The organism is Glutamicibacter soli (assembly GCF_003309065.1).
GTDB classification, from domain to species: Bacteria; Actinomycetota; Actinomycetes; order Actinomycetales; family Micrococcaceae; genus Glutamicibacter; species Glutamicibacter soli.
Genome location: NZ_POAF01000008.1, coordinates 24,041 through 49,323, shown reverse-complemented (window position 1 = coordinate 49,323; position 25,283 = coordinate 24,041). Strand labels below are relative to the sequence as shown.

23 protein-coding genes and 1 tRNA gene are annotated in these 25,283 nt (G+C 65.1%); 7 read left to right on the top strand and 17 right to left on the bottom strand.

Features of this window, described 5'->3' with window-relative positions; translation table 11 throughout:
- Positions 1-10 precede the first annotated feature (10 nt).
- From C1H84_RS15475 to C1H84_RS15465, 3 genes are all read left to right on the top strand, one after another.
- Positions 11-784: an alpha/beta hydrolase gene (locus C1H84_RS15475; RefSeq protein WP_113607905.1), complete on the top strand. Its 774-nt coding sequence runs from the start codon at positions 11-13 to the stop codon at positions 782-784.
- Complete coding sequence (locus C1H84_RS15470) at positions 781-1,215, top strand: hypothetical protein (protein ID WP_113607904.1); 435 nt, start codon at positions 781-783, stop codon at positions 1,213-1,215. Before C1H84_RS15475 ends, C1H84_RS15470 begins: the two co-directional genes overlap by 4 nt.
- Before the next feature lie 109 nt (positions 1,216-1,324).
- The gene (locus C1H84_RS15465; RefSeq protein ID WP_047118682.1) at positions 1,325-3,136 is read left to right on the top strand and encodes an AMP-dependent synthetase/ligase; all 1,812 of its coding nucleotides are present in this window, start codon (positions 1,325-1,327) and stop codon (positions 3,134-3,136) included.
- On the opposite strand, the gene C1H84_RS15460 is transcribed toward C1H84_RS15465, so the two are convergent.
- Both C1H84_RS15460 and C1H84_RS15455 read right to left on the bottom strand, forming a co-directional pair.
- Positions 3,109-3,651 (bottom strand): hypothetical protein, encoded by a 543-nt coding sequence (locus C1H84_RS15460; RefSeq protein WP_113607903.1) that lies wholly within the window; start codon positions 3,649-3,651, stop codon positions 3,109-3,111. The two genes, C1H84_RS15465 and C1H84_RS15460, sit on opposite strands and share 28 nt — an antisense overlap.
- Positions 3,652-3,785: 134 nt before the next feature.
- A complete protein-coding gene (locus C1H84_RS15455; protein ID WP_113607902.1) occupies positions 3,786-7,238 on the bottom strand; it encodes a pyruvate carboxylase in 3,453 nt (1,150 codons plus the stop codon).
- Positions 7,239-7,590: 352 nt separating this feature from the next.
- On the opposite strand from C1H84_RS15455, the gene C1H84_RS15450 reads away from it, so the two are divergent.
- Positions 7,591-8,406: a ParA family protein gene (locus C1H84_RS15450; protein WP_047120635.1), complete on the top strand. Its 816-nt coding sequence runs from the start codon at positions 7,591-7,593 to the stop codon at positions 8,404-8,406.
- Between the two features lie 97 nt (positions 8,407-8,503).
- Here the strand turns inward: C1H84_RS15450 and C1H84_RS15445 are convergent, their stop codons facing one another.
- The 4 genes from C1H84_RS15445 to C1H84_RS15430 all read right to left on the bottom strand — a co-directional run bounded on the left by C1H84_RS15445 (position 8,504) and on the right by C1H84_RS15430 (position 11,148).
- Positions 8,504-9,094: a MerR family transcriptional regulator gene (locus C1H84_RS15445; RefSeq protein ID WP_047118679.1), complete on the bottom strand. Its 591-nt coding sequence runs from the start codon at positions 9,092-9,094 to the stop codon at positions 8,504-8,506.
- Positions 9,095-9,341: 247 nt separating this feature from the next.
- Entirely contained in the window at positions 9,342-9,824 is a 483-nt protein-coding gene (locus C1H84_RS15440) for a bifunctional nuclease family protein (RefSeq protein WP_113607901.1), read from the bottom strand.
- A gap of 41 nt (positions 9,825-9,865) precedes the next feature.
- Complete coding sequence (gene ftsR, locus C1H84_RS15435; RefSeq protein ID WP_244910926.1) at positions 9,866-10,621, bottom strand: transcriptional regulator FtsR; 756 nt, start codon at positions 10,619-10,621, stop codon at positions 9,866-9,868.
- A gap of 74 nt (positions 10,622-10,695) precedes the next feature.
- Complete coding sequence (locus C1H84_RS15430) at positions 10,696-11,148, bottom strand: FHA domain-containing protein (RefSeq protein WP_047118677.1); 453 nt, start codon at positions 11,146-11,148, stop codon at positions 10,696-10,698.
- A 238-nt stretch (positions 11,149-11,386) separates the two neighbouring features.
- Here C1H84_RS15430 and C1H84_RS15425 point away from each other — a divergent pair, with 238 nt between their 5' ends.
- Positions 11,387-11,746, top strand: a complete 360-nt coding sequence (locus tag C1H84_RS15425; protein WP_047118676.1) for a DUF488 domain-containing protein — start codon at positions 11,387-11,389, stop codon at positions 11,744-11,746.
- Positions 11,747-11,939: 193 nt separating this feature from the next.
- Here C1H84_RS15425 and C1H84_RS15420 read toward each other — a convergent pair whose 3' ends face one another.
- Together C1H84_RS15420 and C1H84_RS15415 are read right to left on the bottom strand one after the other, a co-directional pair.
- A complete protein-coding gene (locus C1H84_RS15420) occupies positions 11,940-13,829 on the bottom strand; it encodes an FAD-binding monooxygenase (protein WP_113607946.1) in 1,890 nt (629 codons plus the stop codon).
- A 150-nt stretch (positions 13,830-13,979) separates the two neighbouring features.
- Complete coding sequence (locus tag C1H84_RS15415) at positions 13,980-15,695, bottom strand: ABC-F family ATP-binding cassette domain-containing protein (RefSeq protein WP_181728170.1); 1,716 nt, start codon at positions 15,693-15,695, stop codon at positions 13,980-13,982.
- Positions 15,696-15,928: 233 nt separating this feature from the next.
- Here C1H84_RS15415 and C1H84_RS15410 point away from each other — a divergent pair, with 233 nt between their 5' ends.
- Positions 15,929-16,384, top strand: a complete 456-nt coding sequence (locus C1H84_RS15410; RefSeq protein ID WP_047118674.1) for a hypothetical protein — start codon at positions 15,929-15,931, stop codon at positions 16,382-16,384.
- 26 nt (positions 16,385-16,410) lie between these two features.
- Here the strand turns inward: C1H84_RS15410 and C1H84_RS15405 are convergent, their stop codons facing one another.
- From C1H84_RS15405 to C1H84_RS15365, 9 genes are all read right to left on the bottom strand, one after another.
- Positions 16,411-17,241: a PhzF family phenazine biosynthesis protein gene (locus C1H84_RS15405; protein ID WP_113607898.1), complete on the bottom strand. Its 831-nt coding sequence runs from the start codon at positions 17,239-17,241 to the stop codon at positions 16,411-16,413.
- Between the two features lie 74 nt (positions 17,242-17,315).
- Positions 17,316-17,392: transfer RNA gene (locus tag C1H84_RS15400), tRNA-Pro, on the bottom strand.
- Between the two features lie 102 nt (positions 17,393-17,494).
- The gene (gene der, locus C1H84_RS15395) at positions 17,495-19,027 is read right to left on the bottom strand and encodes a ribosome biogenesis GTPase Der (RefSeq protein ID WP_113607897.1); all 1,533 of its coding nucleotides are present in this window, start codon (positions 19,025-19,027) and stop codon (positions 17,495-17,497) included.
- A gap of 66 nt (positions 19,028-19,093) precedes the next feature.
- Positions 19,094-19,789, bottom strand: coding sequence for a (d)CMP kinase (gene cmk, locus C1H84_RS15390; protein WP_231735975.1), 696 nt, complete (start codon positions 19,787-19,789; stop codon positions 19,094-19,096).
- The gene (locus C1H84_RS15385; RefSeq protein WP_047118670.1) at positions 19,786-20,886 is read right to left on the bottom strand and encodes a prephenate dehydrogenase; all 1,101 of its coding nucleotides are present in this window, start codon (positions 20,884-20,886) and stop codon (positions 19,786-19,788) included. Before C1H84_RS15385 ends, cmk begins: the two co-directional genes overlap by 4 nt.
- 3 nt (positions 20,887-20,889) lie before the next feature.
- Positions 20,890-22,023 (bottom strand): pseudouridine synthase, encoded by a 1,134-nt coding sequence (locus C1H84_RS15380; RefSeq protein ID WP_053797755.1) that lies wholly within the window; start codon positions 22,021-22,023, stop codon positions 20,890-20,892.
- Between the two features lie 98 nt (positions 22,024-22,121).
- Complete coding sequence (gene scpB / locus C1H84_RS15375) at positions 22,122-22,712, bottom strand: SMC-Scp complex subunit ScpB (RefSeq protein WP_047118668.1); 591 nt, start codon at positions 22,710-22,712, stop codon at positions 22,122-22,124.
- Positions 22,705-23,622: a segregation and condensation protein A gene (locus tag C1H84_RS15370; protein ID WP_047118667.1), complete on the bottom strand. Its 918-nt coding sequence runs from the start codon at positions 23,620-23,622 to the stop codon at positions 22,705-22,707. The genes scpB and C1H84_RS15370 overlap by 8 nt, the downstream gene beginning before the upstream one ends.
- The gene (locus C1H84_RS15365; protein WP_047120632.1) at positions 23,622-24,479 is read right to left on the bottom strand and encodes a ParA family protein; all 858 of its coding nucleotides are present in this window, start codon (positions 24,477-24,479) and stop codon (positions 23,622-23,624) included. The genes C1H84_RS15370 and C1H84_RS15365 overlap by 1 nt, the downstream gene beginning before the upstream one ends.
- A 334-nt stretch (positions 24,480-24,813) precedes the next feature.
- Between C1H84_RS15365 and C1H84_RS15360 the strand changes: the two genes are divergently transcribed.
- Positions 24,814-25,170: a VOC family protein gene (locus tag C1H84_RS15360; protein WP_113607895.1), complete on the top strand. Its 357-nt coding sequence runs from the start codon at positions 24,814-24,816 to the stop codon at positions 25,168-25,170.
- The last annotated feature ends 113 nt before the right edge of the window (positions 25,171-25,283 follow it).

Here is a 25,283-nt window from a genome sequence, read left to right as displayed (position 1 = left end):
GGGGGACGTGATGAGCCACGACGTACATCAGGGCGCGGCTGGCCAGCCGGCAAGGAAGCCTGCCGTACTGCTGATCCACGGGTTCACCGGATCCAGGACCGCCATGCTGCCGTGGGCGCAGGCGCTCGAGTCCGCCGGATTCGACACCCTGTGCCCGGTCCTGCCCGGCCATGAGACCTCCTGGCAGGACATGATCGGCCGGAATTTCTCCGAATGGATCCTGGCCACCGAGCAGTCGTTCGACGAACTTGAAGCAACGCACGAGCAGGTGTTCGTCGCAGGGCTGTCGATGGGCGGCGCGCTGGCGTTGCACCTGGCTACCCGGCGCAACGTCGCCGGGGTTTCGCTGGTGAATCCGGGGCTGGTCGTGGACAGTCCGCTGGCCCCCTATACCAAGTACCTGCGGCGTATGGTGCGTTCGGTCGCCCCGATCAGCAACGACATCGCCAAACGCGGGGCCGACGAAAAGGCCTACGGGCGCACCCCGGTGGCCGCGGTGCACCAGCTGTACCAGCTGTTCGCGCAGACCCGCAGCAGGCTTGGCCTGGTCACCGCGCCGGTCCAGCTGTTCCGTTCGACGGTGGACAACGTGGTCTCCGACGCCTCGGTGCACGCGCTGACCGAAGGGCTGAACCCCGGCACCCTGGCCGAACACCACCAGCTGCTGCATTCGAAGCATGTCGCGACCCTTGACTACGACGCCGCGCAGATTTTCGAGGAATCCGCCCGGTTCTTCCACCACCTAGCCGCGCAGGCCACGCACTCCCCGAAGGGCAGGCCATGAACCCTGCAGAAAATAAGCCGTCCGGCGCCGACGATCCGCGCTGGGACGAACTCGTTGAGAATTTCCGCACCCTGGACCAGGGCGCCCCGCGCGAACCGAGCGCCGCAGAGCGCCAGGCCGAGCTGCGCCAACTGTTCTCCACCGGCCCCGGCGCGGTCACCGGCCCCCGCGACTACGAGGTCGAGGAGACCGAGGAGGAGTTCATCCCCGACGAGCCGGCGGCGCTGGGCTCCGGCAACCCGATGGTCAACCTCGCCTGGACGATGGCCGCCGGCGGGCCCATCGGCTTGCTGCTGTGCGTGATCTTTTTCCGCTCGGCCCCGACCTTCGTCTACATCGGCCTGGTCGCGCTGTCGATCATCGGCGTGATCTACCTACTCAGAAGGCTACCTACCGAACGCGATCCGGGAGATGATGGAGCAAGGGTCTGATCGACTTTGAACCCGAGGAACGCTAGGTTACTGTAGAGTAATAACAATGTGATGCGGATTACCCCGCATTGCCCACCGGGTCACACCGAGTTCAGGAGATGAGACACAGATGCGCGAATACAGCACTCCGCTACGCATCCACTCGCCGGCAGAGTCGAACATCACCGACCTGCTGCTGCGCCACGCGAATTCAGCTGCTAATCCGGCGCTCTTCTCCAAACCGGCTCCCGGCGGCACCTGGCAGGACGTCACCGCCTCGCAATTCGCCGCGGAGGCCGCAGCCATCGCCAAGGGCTTCATCGCCAACGGCATCAAGGCCGGCGACCGCATCGCCCTGATGGCGCGTACCCGCTACGAATGGACGCTCGTCGACTTCGCGATCTGGTACGCGGGCTGCGTCACCGTCCCGATCTACGAGACCTCCTCCCCTAGCCAGGTCGCCTGGATCGCCGCGGATTCCGAAACCGTGGCAGTGGTCGTGGAAAGCCCCGCCCACGAAGCGGTGGTCCGCGAAGCCGCCCACCAGGAGCAGCTCGAATGCCTGGACCACGTCTGGCAGTTCGACGAGGGCCTGGCCCAGTTGGCCGAGGACGGCAAGGACGTCAGCGACGAAGAGCTGGAGCAGCGACGTTCCTCGGCGAACCTGCAGGACATCGCGACCATCATCTACACCTCGGGCACCACCGGACGGCCCAAGGGCTGCGAACTGACCCACTCCAATTTCGTCGAGCTCGCGGAGAACGCGGTGGCTGAACTGCCGGCGGCCGTGTATCCCGGCGCTTCCACCATCATGTTCCTGCCGCTGGCCCACGTCTTCGCGCGCTTCATTTCGGTGGTCAACGTGGCCGCAGGCTGCCGCACCGGCCACACCCCTGACGTCAAGCACCTGCTCGAAGACCTTCAGTCCTTCAAGCCGAACTTCATCCTGGCCGTGCCGCGCGTGTTCGAGAAGGTCTACAACTCGGCTATGCTCAAGGCCGAGGATGGCGGCAAGTCCAAGATCTTCCACGCGGGCGTGGATGTCGCGGTGAAGTACTCGCGGGCCGAACAGTCCGGCAAGATCCCGCTGGGCCTCAACTTGAAGCACAAGCTCTTCGACGCACTGCTCTACAAGAAGCTGCGCGGGGCCATGGGCGGCAACATCCGCCACGCGGTTTCCGGCGGCGGGCCGCTGGGAGAGCGCCTGGGCCACTTCTTCAATGGCATCGGCGTCACGGTGCTCGAAGGCTACGGCCTGACCGAGACCACCGCCCCGGTCACCGTGAACACCCTGGACCGCATCAAGATCGGCACCGTGGGCAAGCCGCTGCCGGGCAACGCGGTGCGCATCGCCGAGGACGGGGAGATCCTGGCCAAGGGCGTGTGCGTCATGCGCGGCTACCGCAACCGCCCCGACCTGGAAGCCGAGACCTTCACCGACGGCTGGCTGCATACCGGAGACATTGGCGAGCTCGATTCGGACGGGTTCTTGAAGATCACCGGCCGCAAGAAGGAAATCATCGTCACCGCCAGCGGCAAGAACGTCATCCCCGCAATGCTCGAGGACCAGATCCGCGCCGATGCGCTGGTTTCCCAGTGCGTCGTCGTCGGCGAGGGGCGCCCGTTCATCTCGGCCCTGGTCACGCTGGATCCCGAGGCGGTGCCGGGCTGGCTGGAACGCCACCACCTGGACAAGAACCTGTCCATGGACGAGCTGTCCACGCACCCCGAAGTGCTGCAGGCCATCCAGAAGATCATCGACAAGGCGAACACCTCGGTCAGCCGGGCTGAATCCATCCGCGCGTTCCGCGTCGTCTCCGAGGACTTCACCGAGTCCTCCGGACACCTGACCCCGTCGATGAAGATCAAGCGCGCCGTGGTCCTCAGCGACTACGATGCGCTGATCGAGGACATCTACTCGGCACCCAGGCCCGTGGCATAGTCCAGCACGGCTCCGGCAAGCTCCCACGATGCGCGGGAGGAAGCGGCCCAGGGAAACCTGAGGCCGCTTTTCCGTGCCTCGGCGGCGAAATGCCGCTCAAGCACCACACGGGCGAAGGCCGGCGCCGGGCGGTTCTTGGGCTGGTGGCCCAGCTGGGCGAAGACGAGGTTCTCGGCCAGCGCGCGGCGCCCGTTGGCCAGCAGCCATTCAACCAGATCCATGAGCCGGTCCTCGGTCTCGGAGCTCGCGTCCCCCAGCACCACCAGCACGTCGATTCCGGTGAACTTGCCGTCCATGACCGCGGCAACCCGCTGCGGTCCTGCGGTGGCGACTCGGGAGGGCAGCTGCAGTTCGGCAAATTGCTCGGCCAGCTGCTCGGCGAGCTCCGCCAGCGGCAGGGCCGGGTCCAGGGTGAACAGCAGCACGCCCAGTTCGGCGCGCAGGGCGGCGACCTCCTTGGCCTGCTGCTGCCGTGCGGCAGGGACGCCGTCGGAAGTGTTCCTGCCAGCTTTCATATTCCCTCCTGGGTAGTTCGTGGCCGGCGCCGGGTGGGGTGCCGCCTCCATGATCGTGCCATAAACAAGCCGTGGCCCACGACTTTCGTCGTGGGCCACGGCTTGTTTACGGCAGGTTCGCGTTGCCTAAGATGCTACTTCGGTTCGATGACCACCAGCAGATCCCCGCCTTGGACCTGGCTGGTGCCGTTCAGGGTGATCTGGGTGACGACGCCGGAAGCGTTGGCGGTGATGCCTGCTTCCATCTTCATCGCCTCGATGGTCGCCACCGACTGGCCGGCTTCGATCAGGTCGCCGACCTGGACGCTGACGGTCACGGCGCCGGCGAACGGCGCGGCCACGTGGCCGGCGTTGTTCGGGTCGGCCTTCGGTGCGGACTTGACGGTGGATTCCACCGACTCGTCGCGGACCTTGATCTGGCGGGACTGGCCGTTGAGCGTGACCACAACGGTGCGCATGCCCTTTTCGTCGGCTTCCGAGACGGAGACCAGCTTGACCAGCAGGCGCACGCCGGTGCCCAGCGAGATGACGTGCTCGTGGCCGCGGACCAGGCCGAAGAGGTAGTCGCGGGTGTGCAGCACCGACAGGTCGCCGTAGTTCTCCACCGAGGCCGCGAAGTCGCGGGTCGGGCCGGCGAACAGCAGGCGGTTCAGGGTTCCGCGGATTGTGTCCGAGTCGCTGGTCAGCGCCGCGGCATCCTCTGCGCTCAGGTCCTCGATGTGGGACTTCACGTTGCGGCCCTGCAGCGCCTTGGTGCGGAACGGCTCAGGCCAGCCGCCTGGAGGGTTGCCCAGCTCGCCCGAGAGGAACTGGATGACCGAATCCGGGATGTCGTAGTTCTGCGGGTTGGCCTCGAAGTCCGCGGCCGGAACGCCGGAGCCGACCAGCTGCAGCGCCAGGTCGCCGACCACCTTGGAGGACGGGGTCACCTTGACCACGTTGCCCAGCATTTCGTTGACTGCGGCGTACATCGATTCAATGGCCTCGAAGCGCTCGCCCAGGCCCAGTGCGATGGCCTGCTGGCGCAGGTTCGAGAGCTGGCCGCCGGGGATTTCGTGCTGGTACACGCGGCCGGTCGGCGCCGGCAGGCCCGACTCGAACGGCTTGTACATGGCGCGCACGGCTTCCCAGTACGGTTCCAGCGAGGCGACGGCGTCCAGGGACAGGCCCGGGTCGCGTTCGGTGTTCTCCAGCGCGGCAATCAGCGCGGAGGCCGAAGGCTGGGAGGTGGTGCCGGCCATGGCGGCGCTGGCCACGTCCACTGCGTCCACGCCGGCGTTGATGGCTGCCATCAAGGTGGCCATCTGACCGCCGGAAGTGTCGTGGGTGTGCAGGTGCACCGGCAGATCGAAGCGCTCGCGCAGCGCGGTGACCAGCTTGGCCGCCGCGGCCGGGCGCAGCAGGCCTGCCATGTCCTTGATCGCGATGATGTGGGCTCCGGCGTCGACGATCTGCTGCGCCAGGTCCAGGTAGTAGTCCAGGGTGTAGAGCTTCTCGTTGGCATCCAGCAGGTTGCCGGTGTAGCACAGGGCCACCTCCGCGACCGCGGTGCCGGTCTCGCGCACTGCCTTGATGGCCGGGGCCATCTGGGACACGTCGTTCAGCGCGTCGAAGATGCGGAAGATGTCGATGCCCGCGGCGGCGGCCTCCTTCACGAAGGCGTCGGTCACCTCGGTCGGGTACGGGGTGTAGCCCACGGTGTTGCGGCCGCGCAGCAGCATCTGCAGCGGGATGTTCGGCAGCTCGGCGCGCAGCAGCTCAAGGCGCTTCCACGGATCCTCGCCCAGGAAGCGCAGCGACACGTCGTAGGTCGCACCGCCCCAGACCTCCATGGAGAACAGCTGCGGCACGGTGTGCGCGTAGGCGGGCGCGGCGGCCAGCAGGTCCCGGGTACGCACGCGGGTGGCCAGCAGCGACTGGTGCGCGTCGCGGAACGTGGTGTCGGTGATGCCCACGGCGGTGGACTCGCGCAGCGCCTTGGCGAAGCCTTCCGGACCCAGCTCCAGCAGCTTCTGGCGCCAGCCGTCGGCCGGGTGCGCGGTCTTCGACGGGCCGTCGAACGGCGAACGCTCCGGCTCGTCGGACTTGTCGCCCGGGAAGGTCGGCAGCTTCTTGCGCGGGTCGATGCCTTCGATGCGCGCCCCGTTGGGCTGGTTCACGGTCACGTGCGCCAGGTAGTTCAGCGCCTTGGTGCCGCGGTCCTGGGACTCGTTGCCGGTCAGCAGGTCCGGGCGCGAGTCGATGAAGTCGGTGGCGACGTCGCCGGCGATGAACTGCGGGTCGTTGAGCACGTTCTGGATGAACGGGATGTTGGTGGCCACGCCGCGGACGCGGAATTCGGCCAGTGCGCGGCGGGCGCGGGCCACGGCGGTGGCGTAGTCGCGGCCGCGGCAGGTCAGCTTCACCAGCATCGAGTCGAAGTGCGGGGAGACCTCGGCGCCGGTGTAGATGGTGCCGCCGTCCAGGCGCACGCCCGAACCGCCGGCGGAGCGGTACACGGTGATGGTTCCGACGTCCGGGCGGAAGCCGTTGGCCGGATCCTCCGTGGTGATGCGGGACTGCAGGGCCCAGCCGCGGACCTGGATGGAGTCCTGGGAGATGCCCAGATCGGCCAGCGATTCACCCGAGGCGATGCGCATCTGCGCCTGCACCAGGTCGATGTCGGTGACTTCCTCGGTCACGGTGTGCTCCACCTGGATGCGCGGGTTCATCTCGATGAACACGTGCTGCCCGGCTCGCTCGCCCACGGTGTCGACCAGGAACTCGACGGTGCCGGCGTTCTGGTAGCCCAGGGCCTCGGCGAACTTCACGGCGTCGCGGAACAGCGCCTGGCGGATGCTCTCATCCAGATTCGGCGCCGGCGCGATCTCCACGACCTTCTGGTGGCGGCGCTGCAGCGAGCAGTCGCGCTCGTGCAGGTGCACGATGTTGCCCTGCTCGTCGGCCAGGATCTGCACCTCGATGTGGCGCGGGCGCAGCACTGCTTGCTCCAGGAAGACGGTCGAGTCGCCGAAGGCGGTGCCGGCTTCGCGCATGGCGGCGCCCAGCGCCTCGGGCAGGTCTTCGCGCTTGTCGACGCGGCGCATGCCGCGTCCGCCGCCGCCTGCAACGGCCTTGACGAAGATCGGGAACCCGATCTTGTCAGCTTCGGCAATGAGCAGCTCAGCATCGTCGCTGGGCTCGGAGGAGGCAAGCACCGGAATGCCGGCAGCCTTGGCGGCCTTCAGTGCTGCAACCTTGTTGCCTGCAAGTTCAAGAATTTCGGCCTTCGGGCCAACGAACTTAATGCCGTTCTCGGCAGCGGCGCGGGCCAGGTCGGGGTTTTCCGACATGAAGCCGTAGCCTGGGTAGATTGCATCTGCGCCGGCTTCCTTGGCGACGCGGATGATCTCGTCAATATTCAGGTAGGCGCGGACCGGATGGCCCTCTTCGCCGATCTGGTAGGCCTCGTCGGCCTTCTGGCGGTGAACGGAGTTGCGGTCTTCGTGCGGGTAGACTGCAACGGTTTTTGCGCCTAGTTCGTAGCCTGCACGGAAAGCGCGGATTGCGATTTCCCCGCGGTTGGCGACCAAGATTTTTTCAAACATAGTGTCCCTACATCGAATCAGCACACATGGGTCCGGGCCGCGTTTCGGAAGGCAACTCCCGGAACTTCGATGGCCCGAGACCGGTGTGTCGGGTCTCTCAAAAATGCTCGTTCGAGCACGTTCTTCAATCACCCTACACGGACGAGGCCTAGATCACCCAAACATTTCTCCCTGTGGTCTGACCATAGGAAATATTGACCGGTGCTGAAGTTTTAATCACTAAGTTATGTCAAACCTCGAAATCGACCGTTGCAAAGTCGGGGAATCCACGCCGGGCACACTATGATGAGGAGAGACTAAAATATTCGGCGGGACGTTCAAGAATCGAACAGCGAAAGGCGTGGTCTGGTCCGTGCACGTAGTGAGCATCAGCAGCCTCAAGGGTGGTGTAGGAAAGACCTCCGTAACACTCGGTTTGGCTTCGGCAGCACTGGCCGCAGGGATTCCGACCCTCGTAATCGATCTCGACCCGCATGCAGACGCAAGCACCGGTCTTGGTGTGCGCGCCAACGGCAAGCAGCCTATCGGGCAGATGCTGAAGAACGCCCGGCGCGTGCGGCTGCAGGACAACGTGGTTGCGTCCGCCTGGCAGTCGAAGGCCGCTGAAAAGAAGTCCCGTACCCGCATTCCAGTTCTGGACGTTGCGGTGGGTGACGCGTTCACTGGGATCTACGACCGACCGGACCTGCGAACCAGGGATCTTCGACGCCTCACCCAGCTGCTCAGCCGCACTAGCGGCTACCAGCTGGTCCTCATTGACTGCCCGCCATCGCTGAACGGCTTGACCCGCATGGCATGGAGCGCCTCGGATCAGCTGGTCCTCGTAGCCGAACCGAGCCTGTTCTCCGTTGCCGGAACCGAACGCACCCAGCGTGCCCTGGAACTGTTCCGCCGCGAGTTCGCCCCGTCGCTGGGCCCCGTGAGCGTTGTCGCCAACCGTGTGCGCAAGGACTCCGCCGAGCACACCTTCCGCCTGTCTGAAATGCGCCAGATGTTCGGCGATTCCATGGTCAAGCCTGAAATCCCCGAACACCCGGAATGGCAGCAGATCCAGGGTGCAGCGTACTCGGTGCATCAATGGCCTTCCAAGACCACCGCACCGATGCTCACGCAGTTCGACGCCCTGCTCAAGGACGTCATGGAGAAGGCTGCCCTCCCGAACTCCTAATGGGCTCGAAGCCAGACGTCAAACAAAAAGGCATGGTCCGGACTTCCCGAGGGAAGTCCGGACCATGCCTTTAATGTCTATTAGCCTGGCGCACCTGCTAGCCGACCTGGCGAGCCGCCTTGGCTGCGCGGCGTGCTGCCAGCTCATCTTCCGGCGCTTGCTGCTCGGAGTTCTCCGAGGGAAGCTGCGCCAGCGAACCTTCAACCTCGCGCCAAACTCGGCCTACCGCAATACCGAAGACGCCCTGCCCCTTCTGGACGAGGTCGATGACCTCGTCGGCGCTGGTGCACTCGTAGACCGAGGCACCATCGCTCATCAGGGTGATCTGTGCAAGATCTTCAACACCGCGTTCACGCAAGTGAAGGACCGCAGTGCGGATCTGCTGCAGTGATACCCCGGTGTCCAGCAGGCGCTTAACGACCTTGAGGACTAGGATGTCGCGGAACGAATACAGCCGATGGCTGCCCGATCCCTTGGCGCCCCTCACGGCTGGCTCGACGAGCCCGGTGCGGGCCCAGTAGTCGAGCTGCCGGTAGGTGATTCCTGCGGCCTTGCAGACGATTGGCCCGCGGTAGCCCGCGTGCTCGTCCAGTTGCGGCAGGTCATCCGTGAAGAGCAGGCCTTGGGCATTGGATCGCTGAACGCCGCCGCGAGCCCCGTGATGTGGGCCTGTCTGGCTTGTCTCCATCCAATTGCTCCTTGCGTGTAAGCACGTACCGTTTGCGAGTGTCAAAATATTCGCCGTCCGGCAGGGTGCGAGTGATGAACGACCACGAAACCGGGTGAGCGAAAAATATCCCTATGCAATGACGGTACGGCCATATTCAACCCGGGTCAAAGACCTTCAAGTTTAACTTTAAGGCGTGTCGGAATTTACCGGCGACCTCCCGCAGCACAGCAGTCCGGATGCCAAGCGGCAAAGTCGGTCTGGCGGGCTAGGAGGAGAAGTCTTCCGGGTCGATGTTGTCGAGGAATTCACGGAACTCGCGCATCTGCTCTTCCGGGGCTTCTTCGTCTTCTGCGGCCCCTTCGATGATGACTCCGGCTTCCTGCATGACCTCTTCGGTGCACTTGATGGGGCACTGCACGCGCACCGCCAGGGCTACCGCGTCGGAAGATCGGGAGTCCACGCGCTTGCCGTTGGAGAGCACGAGTTCGGCGGCGAAGACGGCGTTCTGGACCGAAATGATTTCAACCCGGTCCAGGGTGATGCCCAGCGCTTCGAAGACGTTGATCATCAAATCGTGGGTCATGGGGCGCGGAGGGGTCAGCCCCTGCTCCGACATCGCGATGGCCGATGCTTCGGGTGCACCGATCCACAACGGCAGATAAAGTTCTTTTTCGTGTTGCTTAAGCAGCAGCAGCGGTTGATTCGCCGGCAGTTGAATGCGGATTCCCGCAAACTCCAGATCCAGCATGATAGCCCCCTGAGGGTTGAAAACTCGTTGCTGACTTCAGCTTAGCGATCGATCTGGGAAATAGCACGCTGCACCAGAGCTTCATGCAGCTCCAGGCACTGGCGTGAAATTTCCTGGGCTTCTTCGGCAGCCCGCGCCCTGGCGGATACTTCGGGCTTGCGTAGCTCGTTGCCCACGATCGATTCGATCAGCGAGAATTCGCGTTCAGCAGCGGTGCGGAACTGGCGCAGGTGGCGCGGCTCGATGCCGTGGTTGGAAAGCTGGACTGCAGACTTGGTGATGCGGATGCCGTTGGAATCGAACAGTCCGCCCTGCGTCTCGATCAGCCCGAACTTCATCAGGTCGTGGATGAGTGTCTCGCTGGCACCGGTGATTCCTTGCAATTCCGCCATGGATACCGAGCGGGAATGGTTTTCCACGGCTTCGGCCATGTCCTTGCCGACGGCGACCGGCGCCACCGGAGCGCCGCCTGGCAGTGCTGCCGGGGCTTCGCCGCGGTCCAGGGCGTCCAGATGGTCCTTGATGACCTTCAATGGCAGGTACTGGTCGCGCTGTACGGACAGGATGAAGCGCAGCCTGCTGACATCGCTAGCGCTGTACTTGCGGTAGCCCGCCGAGGTGCGCTGCGGGATGATCAGGCCCTTGTCTTCGAGGAAGCGGATCTTCGAGGCGGTGACCCGCGGAAATTCATCCTTGAGCTCGGCCAGCACCTCGCCGATGTTGAGCGCAGCCTGCCGCACGCCCTCGTGACGGATCGCCTCGAGTCGTGGGCTACTGGCTGCATTGAACATCGGCAAAGAACTAACACCTCGATGATTACGTGGTTGCCGGCGCGATCGATGCAGGCAACAAGACCTCTAACTGAACCAGTTTAAAGGTTAGGCACGCTTTGGTAGAAATTGAGTCGGAACTTCCCGATCTGAACCTGGACACCGTTGGTCAGGGTAATGGAGTCTATGCGGTCGCCGTTGATGTAGGTGCCGTTCAGCGAACCGATATCGGTCAGCGTGAAGCCCTTCTCGGTGCGGGTGAACTTGGCGTGGCGGCGCGAGACCGTGACGTCGTCAAGGAAGATGTCAGCGTTCGGGTGGCGGCCGGCGATGCTTTCGTCGGTGTCCAGCAGGAAGCGGGCGCCCTTGTTCGGTCCGGTGTGGGCTACCAGCAGTGCGGAGCCGGACGGGAGCGCGGCGACGGCGCGCTTTTCATCCTCGCTCAGCGTGTAGATGACGGCAGGCTCGGAGGAGCTCTGGAACGAGGGAAGCGAAATATTGGTCGTCTCGGACGCAGACTCGTTGTGCGGGGTTACCGGCCCATTTTCCGACATTTGTGGTCCTCCAGAAGTTCTGCGTTAAGTTCGTGCAAGACGACCTTGAATCAACATTAGTTCGATACGCTCTACCAAACTATTTCCAGATTAGCCTACTCAAGAGGTCGGCGATAACAGAAAAGCCGATATTTCCAGCTCCCCCCATGCTCATTCGTGGGATCATGCAAGTATTGGAGATGGTTCGGGGTCCAAAACATCCGCGGGCCCCGTGGTGCGTAGTGAAAGGGTGAGCGTCATGACCAGGATTCTCCTGAAGCGTGCCTATGCGGATCCTTCGGATTCAGATGGCTACCGGATTCTGGTGGATCGCCTCTGGCCTCGTGGTTTGACCAAGCAGCAACTGGAAATCGAGAAATGGGCCAAGGCGGTGACTCCGAGCTCGGAGCTGCGCAAGGCCTGGCACCACGACCCTGAGCGGTTCTCCGAGTTCGCCGAACACTACCGGCAGGAGCTGAACCAGAATCCTGCGGTGGACGAATTCCTGGAGCTGCTAGCGCAGCACCCGACGGTGACGTTTGTTTACGGAGCGAAAAACGAAGAGGTCAATCACGCGGTGGTGCTGCGGGACTATCTTCTTCCGCAGCTCCAGTCGTAGCAGCGGGTACAAAGCACACGCCGTCGACACAGGCCATGTCCGATTCGACGACGTTCTGCAGGTTGAACGAAAATTCCTGGCTCATGTTTCCCCTTGATGGATTGCCTTCGTCAAGAATCAACTCCCGGCCGGGCGTAAAAATTCCGAAGCGGGCCCTCGGGAGCCCTGAGGCACCCGCTGGCCCGCTTCTGACCTAGCGCTGTTCGCGCAGCACAGGGGTGAAGAAGTCGCGCAGCTGGTCGGTTGCCTGCAGCGGCAGGATGTTGGCCACGTACATGTCGGGTCGCACGATCACGATGGCTCCCTCGTCGGCGATGCCGCGCTGGGCGAAGATGCTGTTGCCTTCCAGCGCCGTGTACACCTTCTGGTAGTCCATCAGGCCGAACTGGCCGCAGTGCGGGCGGAAGACCGCTGGCGCGTCATTGAGGTTGATGGTGGTGTAGTCCTGGCGGTAGATGACCTTGACGTCGAAAATCGAATCTATGTCGGCGCCGGCCGGAGTGAAGCGTCGCAAGGGCGAATCCTCCGAGTCCAGCAGCCAGTCCGACAGTTTCGCCACGGCCGATACGGCACCGGCCGCCGCCTGGTCGGCGAAGACGTAGATGCGGTAGCGGCCGTCGGCGCGGTGGTGGTGGCCCAAGTGCACCGGGTTGTTGTCACCAAGCCGCATGACCTCGGCCGACTTGAAGCGCTTGCCCACCGGGAATCCCGTGGCCAGGTGCTGGAACTCGTTCACGGCAGTCAGCTCCGACGGCTGGTATTCGGTCATGAAGCCGGCCGGGAATTCAGCGGTGCGGACGTAGAATTCGGCGACGCCTTCCTCGCCTTCGAGCTCCTCGGGCTTTGCGGCCATCAGCGAGGACCACTTCTTGTCGAAATCGATCAGGTCCTTGGCGATGACCTTGCGCTCGGCGGAATACGTGGACAGCAAGCTTTGCGGGGACCGTCCGCTGAGCACGTAGCCCAGTTTCCAGGCCAGGTTGAAGCCGTCCTGCATGGACACGTTCATGCCTTGGCCCGCCTTGGCCGAGTGCGTGTGGCAGGCGTCGCCGGCAATGAAGACCCGAGGATCCCGCATTCCGATCTCCTCCAGCGGCACATCGTCGAAGCGGTCGGTGAGGCGGTGACCGACCTCGTAAACGCTGTGCCAGGCAACGTTCTTCACGTCCAGCGTGTAGGGCTGCAGAATCGCCCGCGCGCGCTGGATGATCTCATCCAGCGAGGTCTGCCGCACCTTTCCGTTGTCGTCTTCCGCTACCTCGCCCAGGTCGACGTAGAGGCGGAACAGCTGGCCGCCCTCGCGCGGGATCAGCAGGATCGACCCGTTGCTCGAATGAATGGCCGACTTGGTGCGCACGTCCGGGAAATCGGTCAGGGCCAAGGTGTCCATGACGCCCCACGCGTGATTCGCCTTGTCGCCCGACAAGGTCGCGCCGATGGAACGGCGCACCCCGCTGCGGGCGCCGTCCGCACCGACCACGTACTTGGCGCGGACCTCGCGGCTTTGCCCCTGGTTGTTCTCTCCGGTTCCGGTGACGGTGACCTTGACCGGGTACTCCCCCTCGTCTTCGATCACCAGGGTCTCGAAGTCCCAGCCGTAGTCCGGTTCGATGCGCGCGGATGAGTTCCGGGCGAAGTCGGCGAAGTAGTCGATGACGCGAGCCTGGTTCACCACCAGGTGGGGGAATTCGCTGACACCACTCGCGTCGTCCGGGGTGCGGTCGGTACGGATGATGTGCTTTGGGTTCTGCGGGTCCGGGTTCCAGAAGGTGGTTTCGGTGATGCGGTAGGCTTCGGCGGTGATGCTCTCAGCGAAGCCGAAGGCCTGGAACGTCTCTACTGTGCGCGACTGGATGCCGTCGGCCTGGCCGATCTGCAGGCGGTGCGGACGGCGGTCGATGATGCGGGTGTGCACGTCCGGGAACTGGGAGAGCTGGGCTGCGGTGATGATGCCGGCCGGGCCTGCACCCACAATGAGCACGTCCATGGTGTCGGGAAGATCGACGGGCCGGTCAATTCCGGTCCCCGCCGCAGGCTTGATGCGCGGATCTTCCGAGACGTATCCATTGTGATGAAACTGCACTGTTTCTCCCCATTCAGCTGAGTCGAGCAAATCATATGTTCAATAATCGAACGCGACGTTCTCATATCGCACTATTACTGTAGCCGAGGCGTGAACCAAGGCACAACAAGACACTTCACAAAAGGCGGGCGCCATGCAGGCACCAGCGGTTCATCGGTCGAAGCGCACCCGTCCCTGCTTGACTTCAAGGAACCGGACACCGCGATGCACACCTTGCTTTTCCCTCCAGCGTCGGTCGTGGGTCACTGTGACAACGGCTCCGGGATAATCCGCCACCGCATCTTCCAACTGCTCGACCAGGTCCGGAGAAAGGTGGTTGGTCGGCTCGTCCAACAGCAGCAGGTCCGCTTCCCGGCTGACCGCGATGGCCAGTTCGAGACGGCGGCGTTGTCCGGCTGACAGCGCCCTGGGGTGCACAAAGAGATCGCGCGGGGCGAAGAGCCCGAGCGTGAAAATCCGCGACACCGCCTCGTCCTGGTAGATCCCCAGCGCGGCGGCGAACGCCTCGATCACGGTTTCCCCGGGCAGCTTGCCGAGTTCCTGCCGCAGCCATCCGATGCGCAGCCCTTCCCGGCGGCTGACCAGGCCTCGCTCTACGGGCAGCTCTCCGGCCAGCACCTTCAGCAGCGTGGTTTTGCCGGCGCCGTTGGGTCCGCCCACAAGCCAGCGGTCCCCCGCGGCCAGCGTCATTTCGCCAAGAACGAGCCGCGGGACTCCCCGCCGCGCCGCACCGGTGGAGTGTAGCAAGGGCTGCCGCGGTTCTTCGGGGGTGTCCCCGCCGTGCGGCATCCTGAATTCGAGTTGTTCCGCCGGCCTGGGCGCGGGGTTTGACTCAAGTTCTTCGATCCGGGATTTTGCCTGCCGGATCCTGCTGGTTGATCCGTGGTCCCTGCTGCGCAGCCTGAAGGAGCCGTGCCCAAAACCAGCTTTGTCCTGCTTTCGCGGGATGGCCGCCACGCGTGCGGCGTTCTTCGCGACCAGGGTTTCGGAGCGTTCAAGCTCGTCGCGCCAGCTGTCGAAGGCGGCGATGGCGGCGGCCCGTTCGGCGGCCTTGGCCCGCAGGAATCCCCGGTAGCCGTCGCCGTAGGCTGTCAGGCCGCGGTTTTCGACCAGGATGATGCGCCGGGCGAAACGCTCCAGGAAGACTCGATCGTGGCTGACGAGCACCAGTGCGCCGCGGTGCCGCCGGAGCGTGGTTTCCAGCCAGTGCAGCGCGGTGTCATCGAGGTCGTTGGTCGGTTCGTCGAGCAGCAGCAGTTGCGCACCGGAGCTGAGCACGCAGGCCAGCGCCAACCGCGAGCGCTGGCCCCCGGACAACGTGCCAACCGGCGTCCCTCGGGGAATGCCTCCGAGCCCGAGCTGCTGCAACGAACTGTCCAGCCGCGGACCGACGGAGTATCCGTCGGCCGCCTCGTACAGGTCGGTCACCAGCTGGAGCTGGGCCAGCAGCCGTTCAGCCTCGGCGTCTTCGGCTTGCGCGAGCCGGGCCCCGATGGCGCCGATCAGTTCTTCCAGCTGCCGCAGCCGGTGATGGTAAGAGTCGATGACCTCGGCGATGCTGGCGGTGCCAGGTAATTGCGGATTCTGCGCGGCGTAGGCGATGGCGCCGGGCACGGTGGCGCGCCGCTCACCGCGGTCAGGCGCAAGCGTGCCTGACAATACACGCAGGAGCGTTGATTTTCCCGAGCCGTTGTCGCCGAGCACCGCGATCCGATCGGCCGGTCCGATCGCTAAGTCGATGTTTTCCAGGACGTCGCGGTCGCCGAAGCTCACGCTCAGGTCCAGAAGTTGGCAGGTGAATTCCGCTGAGGGCACCGCGGCCTGCTCAGCCGCAGGGATATTCGAGGGGTCGTGTTGTCGGGTCATGGCCATCCGTCATCTGCTGGCGGCCCGCGAATCAGGCGGAACCGGTACGTTCAAGGGTGCCGCCGCAGGTGACCTGCGGCGGATCAGAACTGTCCATCGCGGAGCACGGCTCAACGCGGCGGCAGTCTTAATGATGCAACGTACCCATGGATTCAGCCTACTCTCAGCCGCTGGCGCGGGCAATGAGAGCGTGCGGCAACTAGAATTCAGAGTGCGGCAATCCAGGAGGTTCAATGCGCAGGCTCGCAGTTCCCAGCGTCCTGCTGCTCGTCTGCGCCCTGGTTGGTTGCGCGCCGCTGGAGTTCGAGCCGAGTTCGCCCACGGCCCCGGCGGTATCCCCCAAAGAGCAGACCGAGCTGGAGCGGAAACGCGGCGAAGCCGTTGAGGGCCAACGCTGGGCGGACCAGCTGATGGAAGCCTATTGGCTGCGCGATGATTCCTCGGTGCAGCTGTGGATGCCGGGGACCGCCGAACGCCAGATCGTCAGCTGGGGAGCCTCGAAGCCCGGCGAGCTGGAACTGAGTGTGAACGGCTCGGAACCCACCACGGATCGGGATCTGAAATATTTCGCGTTGCGGCTGCTGGAAGAGTTTGGCGATCCGTCGCTGAAGTCCGTGACGGTGTCCGTGCTGGGAACCGAGGTGAGCGTGGTGGCCAGAACCGAGGAGCTTGACACCAGCCAGGCCTGAATCCGGCAGGACTGCCGCCGCGGTGCTCAGAGCTCTATTTGGCCGTCGATCAGCACGTGGGTTGCGCCTCCGGTCCACAAGGTTCCGTCCTCCTGCTGGAATCGAACCAGTCCGCGACGGCCCAGCACGGTGCCCTGGCGGTTGCAGAACGGGACTTCGGCCAGCTGGTGCGCGACGAGCCACTCGGCCGCGGCGGCGTTCAGGCTCCCGGTGACCGGGTCTTCGCGCAAGACGCCGTCGGCGAACTTCAGCGCGCGGACCTCGAAGCCACCGGACTCCAGCGGTCCCAGCACCCCGATCTTCCACATGCCGGGATGGCGCGACGCATCCGGCGCCAGCGCCAGCACCGCGTCGGCGTCCTCCAACAGCACCGCGCGCCACCCCGGACCGTTGTCTGCCCAGAAGGCGGCGGTGATCGCCTCGGCGTCGATGCCCAGGATCTCGCTGATCTTCCGGACTTCTGCCTCCTCCAGCGCCTCGGAGCGCAGCAACGCAGGGCTCTGGAAGAACAGCAGCTCGTCCTGCACCCGCACGGGAACCGGGCCCGTCTGGCATTCGGCGATCACCTCGGCAGCGTTTTGCGGTCTCCCGCCGGCGGCCAGCCAGGCTTTCACCGTGCCCAGGGTGGGGTGGCCGGCGAAGGGGAACTCCTGCTCGCCGGCGAAGATCCTGAAACGGAAATCCGCGCGCCCGTCGCTGGGCGGCAGCACGAAGGTGACCTCGGAGAGGTTGGACCAGCTGGAGTAGTCCTGCATCTGCGCGGTGTCCAGCCCTTCGCCGTCCAGCACGACCCCCAGCGGGTTGCCCTTGTACGGGTCTCGGCTGAACACGTCGACCTGCATGAATCTGCGGCGCATCGTTTTTCCCTTGCTCGGCGGGCAGTTTTCGGGCATGAAAAACCCCGGCGAGAATCTCGCCGGGGTTGATCCGCTGGTCGGGCTAACAAGATTTGAACTTGCGACCTCCTGACCCCCAGTCAGGCGCGCTACCAAGCTGCGCCATAGCCCGATGCCTTCGCAGCCGTTATCCCCAAGTCGTGAGAACCAAGGGTGCCGTCTGCGAAAAGCTCCTAGATAAGCCTACACCAAGTCGGGTGGACTTTTCGAACCGTTACCTGTTGCGGCCGCGGCGTTCGCGGATTCGCATCGATACTTCGATCGGGCTGCCGTCGAAACCAAAGGTCTCACGCAGGCGACGGGTGATGAAGCGGCGGTAGCCCGGATCCAGGAATCCGGTGGTGAACAGCACGAACTTCGGCGGGCGGGCCGAAGCCTGGGTGCCGAACAGGATGCGTGGCTGCTTGCCGCCGCGCACCGGGTGCGGGTGGGCCGCGACGAGCTCACCCAGGAAGGCGTTGAGCTTGCCGGTCGGGATGCGCTTGTCCCAGGATTCCAGCGCGGTGTGCAGCGCCGGGATCATCTTGTCCTTGTGCCAGCCGGTCTTGGCCGACATGTTCACCCGCGGCGCCCAGTGGATGTGGGCCAGGTCGCGGTCGATTTCCTGCTCCAGGTAGTAGCGGCGGTCCTCATCCACCTCGTCCCACTTGTTGAAGACCACCACCAGCGCGCGGCCGGCCTCGATGGCCAGCTGGATGATGCGCACGTCCTGCTCGGACACGGTTTCGTTCGCGGCCAGCAGCACCACGGCGACCTCGGCCTTCTCCAGGGCTGACTGGGTGCGCAGCGAGGCGTAGTAGTCCGAGCCGACGGCCATGTGCTGACGGCGGCGGATGCCCGCGGTGTCCACGAAGCGCCAGACTTCCCCGCCCAGTTCGACCAGTTCGTCCACCGGGTCGCGGGTGGTGCCCGCGTAGTCGTCGACCACCACGCGCTCGGAGCCTGCGAGCTTGTTCAGCAGCGAGCTCTTGCCCACGTTCGGGCGGCCGATCAGCGCGATGCGGCGCGGGCCGCCGGAGGGGATGACTCCCCCGTAGGCCGAGTGGGTGGGCAGCTTCTCCATGACCGCGTCCAGCAGGTCGGCGGTGCCGCGGCCGTGCAGCGCGGAAACCGGCCACGGCTGGCCGAAGCCCAGGCCCCAGAGCACTGCGGCCTCGGCTTCCTGGTTGAAGTCGTCGACCTTGTTGGCCACGAGGAAGACCGGCTTGCCCTTGCGGCGCAGCATCTTCACCACTGCCTCGTCGGTGGCGGTGGCCCCCACATGGGAGTCGACCACAAACATGATGGCGTCGGCCACGTCGGCGGCGATCTCGGCCTGCTCGGCCACGGAGGCGTGGATGCCCTTGGCATCGTGCTCCCAGCCACCGGTGTCCACAATGGTGAACGGGCGTCCCATCCACTCGGCGGAGTAGGACACGCGGTCGCGGGTCACGCCCGGGGTGTCTTCGACGACCGCTTCGCGGCGGCCGATAATGCGATTGACTAGGGTGGACTTGCCCACGTTGGGGCGCCCGATGACGGCGAGCACCGGCGGGATGACAACGTCCTTCTCATCCTCGTCGTACTCGTCCAGGCCCGCGAGCAACGCGGCGTCCTCGTCGTCCAGGTCGTAGTCGTCCAGGCCCGAAAGCAGGGCCTGGGTGCGAATCGCGGCGTCTTCTTCGCTCAGTTCGGCAAGGCGCTCGGCGATATCGTCGTCTCCAACGGGGATGTATTCCTCGTCGTGGGTGGAGTTGTTCTCGCTCATGATTTTCCCTTCACAGCGATCGGTAATCTTCATCGGCTCTCGCCGAGGATGGGCACCAGCTCGTGGCTAGTTGGTGGTGGCGGTCTCGACGGCGTCGAGCACGGCGGCAATGGTCTGTTCGAAATCCAGGTCCGAGGAATCCACGGTCATCACGCCGTCCGCGGCCTGGGTGAAGTTCACCACGGTCGAGTCCTTGGCGTCGCGCGCCAGCACCTGGGTAGCCAGCTGCGCGTCGTTCTGGGTGCCGCCCAGCTGCAGTCCGCGGCGGCGCAGGCGCGCCTCCTCGGACGCGGTGAGCAGGATGCGGGCGTGGGCGTGGGGGGCGACCACGGTGGTGATGTCGCGGCCCTCGGCCACGATGCGGGTGTTCGCAGCGATAATCTCCTGCTGGCGGCGCACCAGTTCGGCGCGGGCCTCCAAGTTGGTGGCAACCGTGGAGACCTGCTCGGAGATGCGCGGTTCGCGGATGGCGGCGGTCACGTCGGTGTCCCCGATGACCACCAGTTCGGCGTCCGGGTCCACCGAGATGCTCAGCTTGGCGTCGCGCACTGCCTGGGCCACGGCGGCGGCGTCGGCCAGGTCGGTGCCGTCAGCGAGCACCGAGTAGGTGATCGCCCGGTACATCGCTCCGGTGTCAAGGTAGGCAGCGCCCAGCTTGCGGGCCACTGCCTTGGACACCGAGGACTTGCCCGAACCGCTGGGTCCGTCGATGGCGACGACGAGCTTGGCGTCCGCGAGGTCCTGGTTGTTCTCGATGCTCACTGGGCAACCTTCCATCCGTTGAAAATCAATGCGTTTATCAGTTCGTCTCGGCGCCCCGGCAGCACCGAGACGTCCACCAGTCCGACCTGATGGCCCGCGGAGTGCTCCATGCGCAGGTCCTCGATGTTGATCCCGGCCTCGCCGATCTGCGCCAGCAGCGCGGCGATCTGCCCGGGCTTGTCATCCACGACCACGGTGACCAGGGCGAAGGCCTGCGGCGGGGCGCCGTGCTTGCCCGGGATGCGGGCGCGGCCGGCGTTGCCCTCGGTCATCAGCTGCGAGAGGTCAAGCAGCGCGCCGGGTTCCTCCGGGTGCTGCAGGGTGTTGATCAGCCGGTCCAGGTCTTCCTTCATGCCGGTCAGGATCGGGATCAGCGCCTTGGAGTTGTGCGCGAAGATCTGGATCCACAGCTTCTCGTCGCTGGCGGCGATGCGCGTGGTGTCGCGCAGCCCATTGCCGGCCAGGGCCAGCTGGTGGCCCTCGGCGTTCAGCAGCCGGGAGGCGATCATCGAACTGGCGGCCTGCGGGAAGTGGCTGATCAGCGCCACCGACTCGTCGTGCTCGGTCACCGACATGCGGTGCATGGTCGCGCCCAGGTCGATGGCCAGCGATTCGGCGGCAATGACGCGGTCCGGCTGCGCGTTCTGGTGTGCGCAGATGACCCACGGCATGGCGGTGAACAGCTCGCCGCGGGCGGCGGCCGGGCCCGACTTCTCGCGTCCGGCCATCGGGTGGGTGCCCACGTAGCGCGAGGTTTCCGCCTCGCCCAGCCGCTCGTCGGCAAGCACCGCGTCCAGGATCGAGCCCTTGACGCTGGCGATGTCCACCACGGTGGCGTTCGGGTAGGCCAGCAGGGCGTCGCCGACCAGACGGGCGGTGACGTCCGGCGGTGCGCCGATGACCACGAGCTCCGGAGCGATCTTCTCCCCGTGCAGCACCACGCCGGCGCCGATGTCCTGGGCCACGCCCTGGGCGGTCGGCGAAATGTCCTGCAGGTAGACGCTCACGCCCTTGGCGCGCAGCCCCAGTCCCACGGAGGTGCCCAGCAGTCCGGTGCCGATGACCAGCACCGGCCCGGCGAGGTGTGAGGTGGCCATGGGCTACATCCCCACCATTTTCATCAGGTGGCCGACTTCCTGGTTGCCCAGGGAGCGGATGACGCCCTGCTTCTGGTCGCCGAGCTGGATCGGGCCGATGGCCACGCGCACCAGGCGCTCGACCGGGTGGCCCACGGCGTCGAACATGCGGCGCACGATGCGGTTGCGGCCCGAGTGCAGGGTCACTTCCACCATCACGTGCTTCGGGGACTGGTCGATCAGCTTGAAGTCGTCGACCTTGATCCAGCCGTCCTCCAGCTTGACGCCGTCGCGCAGCTGCTTGCCCACGGAGCGCGGCAGCGGGCCGGGGACCTGCACCAGGTAGGTCTTGGGGACCTCGTACTTCGGGTGCTGCAGGCGGTTGGCCAGCTCCCCGTCGTTGGTCAGGATGAGCAGGCCCTCGGTCTTGTAGTCCAGGCGGCCGACGTGGAACAGGCGCTGGGAGAGGTGCTCGTTCTTGAAGTAGTCCGCAATGGTGCGGCGGCCCTCGGGGTCGTCCATGGTGCACATGACGTGCTTGGGCTTGTTGAAGACGTAGTAGCGGGCGGCCTTGTTCAGCTGGATGCGCATGCCGTCCACGTGGATGGAGTCCTTCGCCGGGTCAATGCGGGTGCCCAGCTCGACGACCAGGTTGCCGTTGACCTCCACGCGGCCTTCGAGGATCATCTCCTCGCAGACGCGGCGCGAAGCGACCCCGGCGTTGGCCATGGCCTTCTGCAGGCGCACGCCGTCCATCAACTCGCCGTACTGGGCGCGGGCGGCCTGGCTCTCGGCGCGGGCCTGGGCGCGGGCGCGCTGGGTCGGGCGGGCGTAGTTGGTCGGCACCGAGTTGCCGAAGCGCTCCTTGGAGAAGGCGCGCTCGGAGTTCTTGCGCGCCGCCGAGGTGTTGCGCTTGGCCGAGCCGCCGGCCTGCTTGGATCCACCGGACTTGGCGCCCGCGGACTTGCCGTAGGGCTTGGAGTCGGCCGGCTTGCCGTAGGGCTTGGCCGGGCCGGAGCCCGGGCGTCCACCGGTCTTGCCGAAGGACTTGCCGCCGGCGCCGGGCTTGCCGCCCTGTCCCGAACGGGAACCGGCTGGCTTGCCGAAGTTTGAATTGTTGCCGCGTGGGTTGCGGCCGGAGGAGGATCCCCTGCTCATGCTAAGACTTGTCCCTTGCTGTTACGTATTCGCGCGCCTGCGGCCGGTGGGCCTAGGCGTCGTTGGTCCTGTCGGGCAATGCTGCACAGCTGCATTGCCTAGTCGTCGTAGGTTGCCGAATCCAGCGATTCGAGATCGGCCACCCCGGGCAGATACGGGGACAGCGCGGGCAGCTCCTGGAGCGAGCCCAGTCCCAGTCGTTCCAGGAAGTATTCGGTCGTTTGGTAGAGCGTCGCTCCACCATCGCCCATCTCCGGATACTCCGTGATCAATCCGCGGGTGAGCAGTGTGCGCACCACCGAATCGACGTTGACACCTCGAATCGCCGAAATACGTCCACGCGAGACCGGCTGTCGGTAAGCGATGACAGCCAGGGTTTCTAGGGCGGCCTGTGACAGGCGTGCTGTTTGCCCGTCGAGCACATAACTGGAGACGAAATCGGCATAATCGGCCCGCGAATAGAAGCGCCACCCGGAGGCGACGCGTCGCAGTTCAAATCCGCGCGGGCGATCCTTACTATCATACTCGTTCGCCAGGTTCTCCAAGGCGGCAGCGATCCGGGGTACCGGCACCTCGAAGATTTCGGCCAAACGCGCCGAGGATACGGGGGTATCTGCGACCATCAGCACCGCTTCGAGCCCCGATTCCAGGCCTCCGGGAAGCTGGTCAATGGGTGCAATCTCACTCATGATCCGCCTCACCACTCCCCTCGTAGTCGTCCTGCACCGCGTCGGCGTCGAAGTCAGACTCCCCGGCCAGGCTGATCTGCAGCGGGCCGAGCGGGTCCAGCTGCTCGAAGCTGATGACCTTTTGCCTGAACATCTCCAACAATGCCAGAAAACGCACCACGACCACCAGATGCTCGGCGGCGTCGGCGACCAGCGCGGTAAAGTCCATGGCCCCGTGCGCGGCCAGCAGTTCCGCGATGGACTCCGCCTCGGCGGCGATGGTGACGTTCGCTCCATGCAGGTGGCCGAGCCCCACTTCGGTGATCGGCTCGGGCTTCGGCGCCAGCGCGCCGGCGGCGATCTGGGCGAAGCGTTCGGGGCCGATCGAGAAGATCAGCTCGGGCAGCAGCGCGGCGAATTCCGGCTCCAGCGCCACCTCGCGCGGACGGCGCGAGCCTTCGGACTCGTAGCGCTCCCCCAGGAAGGCGGCGGCGTGCTTGAACGCCTTGTACTGCAGCAGCCGCGCAAACAGCAGGTCCCTGGCTTCGAGCAGCTCGAAGTCCTCCTCGTCGGCCATTTCCCCGCGCGGCAGCAGCCGGGCGGCCTTCAGATCGAGCAGCGTGGAGGCGACGACCAGGAATTCGGTCGTTTCATCCAGGATCTTCATCCCGTCGCTGCCGGCTTCGCGACTGCTGTCCTGCAGCTCGCGCAGGTAGGCGATGAATTCGTCCGTCACTTCGGCGAGCGCCACCTCGGTGATGTCCAGTTCGCGTTTGGTGATCAGGTGCAGCAGGACGTCAAAGGGCCCGTTGAAATTTGCCAGGGCAAGGCGAAAACCGCCAGCCGATTCCCCCTGGCCCGTGTCGGGGCTTTCGTCGGGGGTGCCGGTGGCGGTTTGTTCGCGTTGGTCCTCGCTGAGCATGGTGCTCATTACGGGGCACCACCACGCCAGATCAGCTCGCGGGCCAGGTTGCGGTAGGCCTCCGCGCCGGGGTGGTTGGCGGCGTAGGAGGTGATCGGCTCTGCGGCCACGTTCGCGTCGGCGAACTTGATGGTGCGCTTGATGACGGTTTCGAAGAGCTTGTCGCCGAAAGCCTCATCCAGGCGGGTGATGACCTCGCGGCTGTGCAGGGTGCGGGCGTCGTACATGGTGGCCAGCACGCCGTCGAGTTCCAGCACCTGGTTCAGGCGGTCCTTGACCTTGTCGATGGTTTCCATCAGCAGGGCCACGGCGCGCAGTGCGAAGAATTCGGCGGTCAGCGGGATGATCACGCCGTGGGCGGCGGTCAGCGCGTTGATGGTCAGCAGGCCGAGGGATGGCTGGCAGTCGATGAGCACCACGTCGTAGTCGTCGATCACGTGGCGCAGCGCGCGTTCGAGCACCTGCTCGCGGGCGACCTCGTTGACCAGCTGCACCTCGGCGGCGGACAGGTCGATGTTCGCCGGGAGCAGGTCGATGTTCTCCACATCGGTCTGGCGGATCGCGTCGGTGATCTTCACATTGCGGTCCATCAGCACGTTGTAGACGGTGACGTCCATTTCATGCGGGTTGGTGCCGAAGCCCGCGGACAACGCGCCCTGCGGGTCGAAGTCCACCAGCAGCACCTTGCGGCCGTACTCGGCGAGCGCTGCGGCCAGGTTGATGGTCGAGGTGGTTTTGCCCACCCCGCCTTTCTGGTTCACCATGGCGATGACGCGTGCCGGGCCGTGGGACGGCAGGGCGGCGGGTACGGGGAATTCCGAGAGTGGTTTGCCGGTGGGGCCCACCGGGCGGGGCTCCTTGAGCATCCCGGCACCGCGGACCTTGCTTGCCTGTTCCTCGCTCACGATGGGTCAACCACACTTCCCGTTATTCCTGACAAAAACTTCGAGCTTTCGGCTCATTTAAAGGTTATCGGGCGGGAGGGACATTCGGCGTATTTTCAACTTTTTCACGGCGAGCCTTTACCTTGAACCTTAACTCAAATGTTGTATGGACGCTGGGTATTTTCTCCGACGCTCCGAAAGGCAGCGAACCCCGGACTCGGGGTCCTCGCGAGGGCACGGACCGTTGCGGACAACGTACCCGAGTGCTCGAATCATTGGCGACTGCACTATGGCCACATCGCAAAAGGAGATTGGGATGTTCAAAAGCTTGCTTGCCAATTGCACGGTTTCGGATCTAAAACGCGCCGAGCAGTGGTACATGAGACTGCTTTCCCGCGAGCCGGACCGCCGCCCGATGGATGGGCTGCTGGAATGGCACCTCGGTCACGGGTTCGGGCTTCAAGTCTGGCATGAGCCTGAACGCGCCGGCCGCTCTACGGTCGTGTTGGAAGTTTCCAATCTCGATTCGGAGGCACTTCGGCTATCCAAGGCGGGATTCGTCCATGGCGGACCGGAACAGGGCGGTGGGGCACGGATCCTGCAGCTGGCAGATCCCGATGGCAATCGGATAGTCATCGCCGGCCCCGGCGTCATTCCGGACCCCGGCGAGTGAACGCACGGCCAATCTCAGTTCCACACCGTGCATAACCCGTGGCCTGTGCAGAGCGGCGTTCCAGTGGCGGTTAATGAGAAACATCCGCCCTCCCGCTGGGTGCGGGAGGGCGG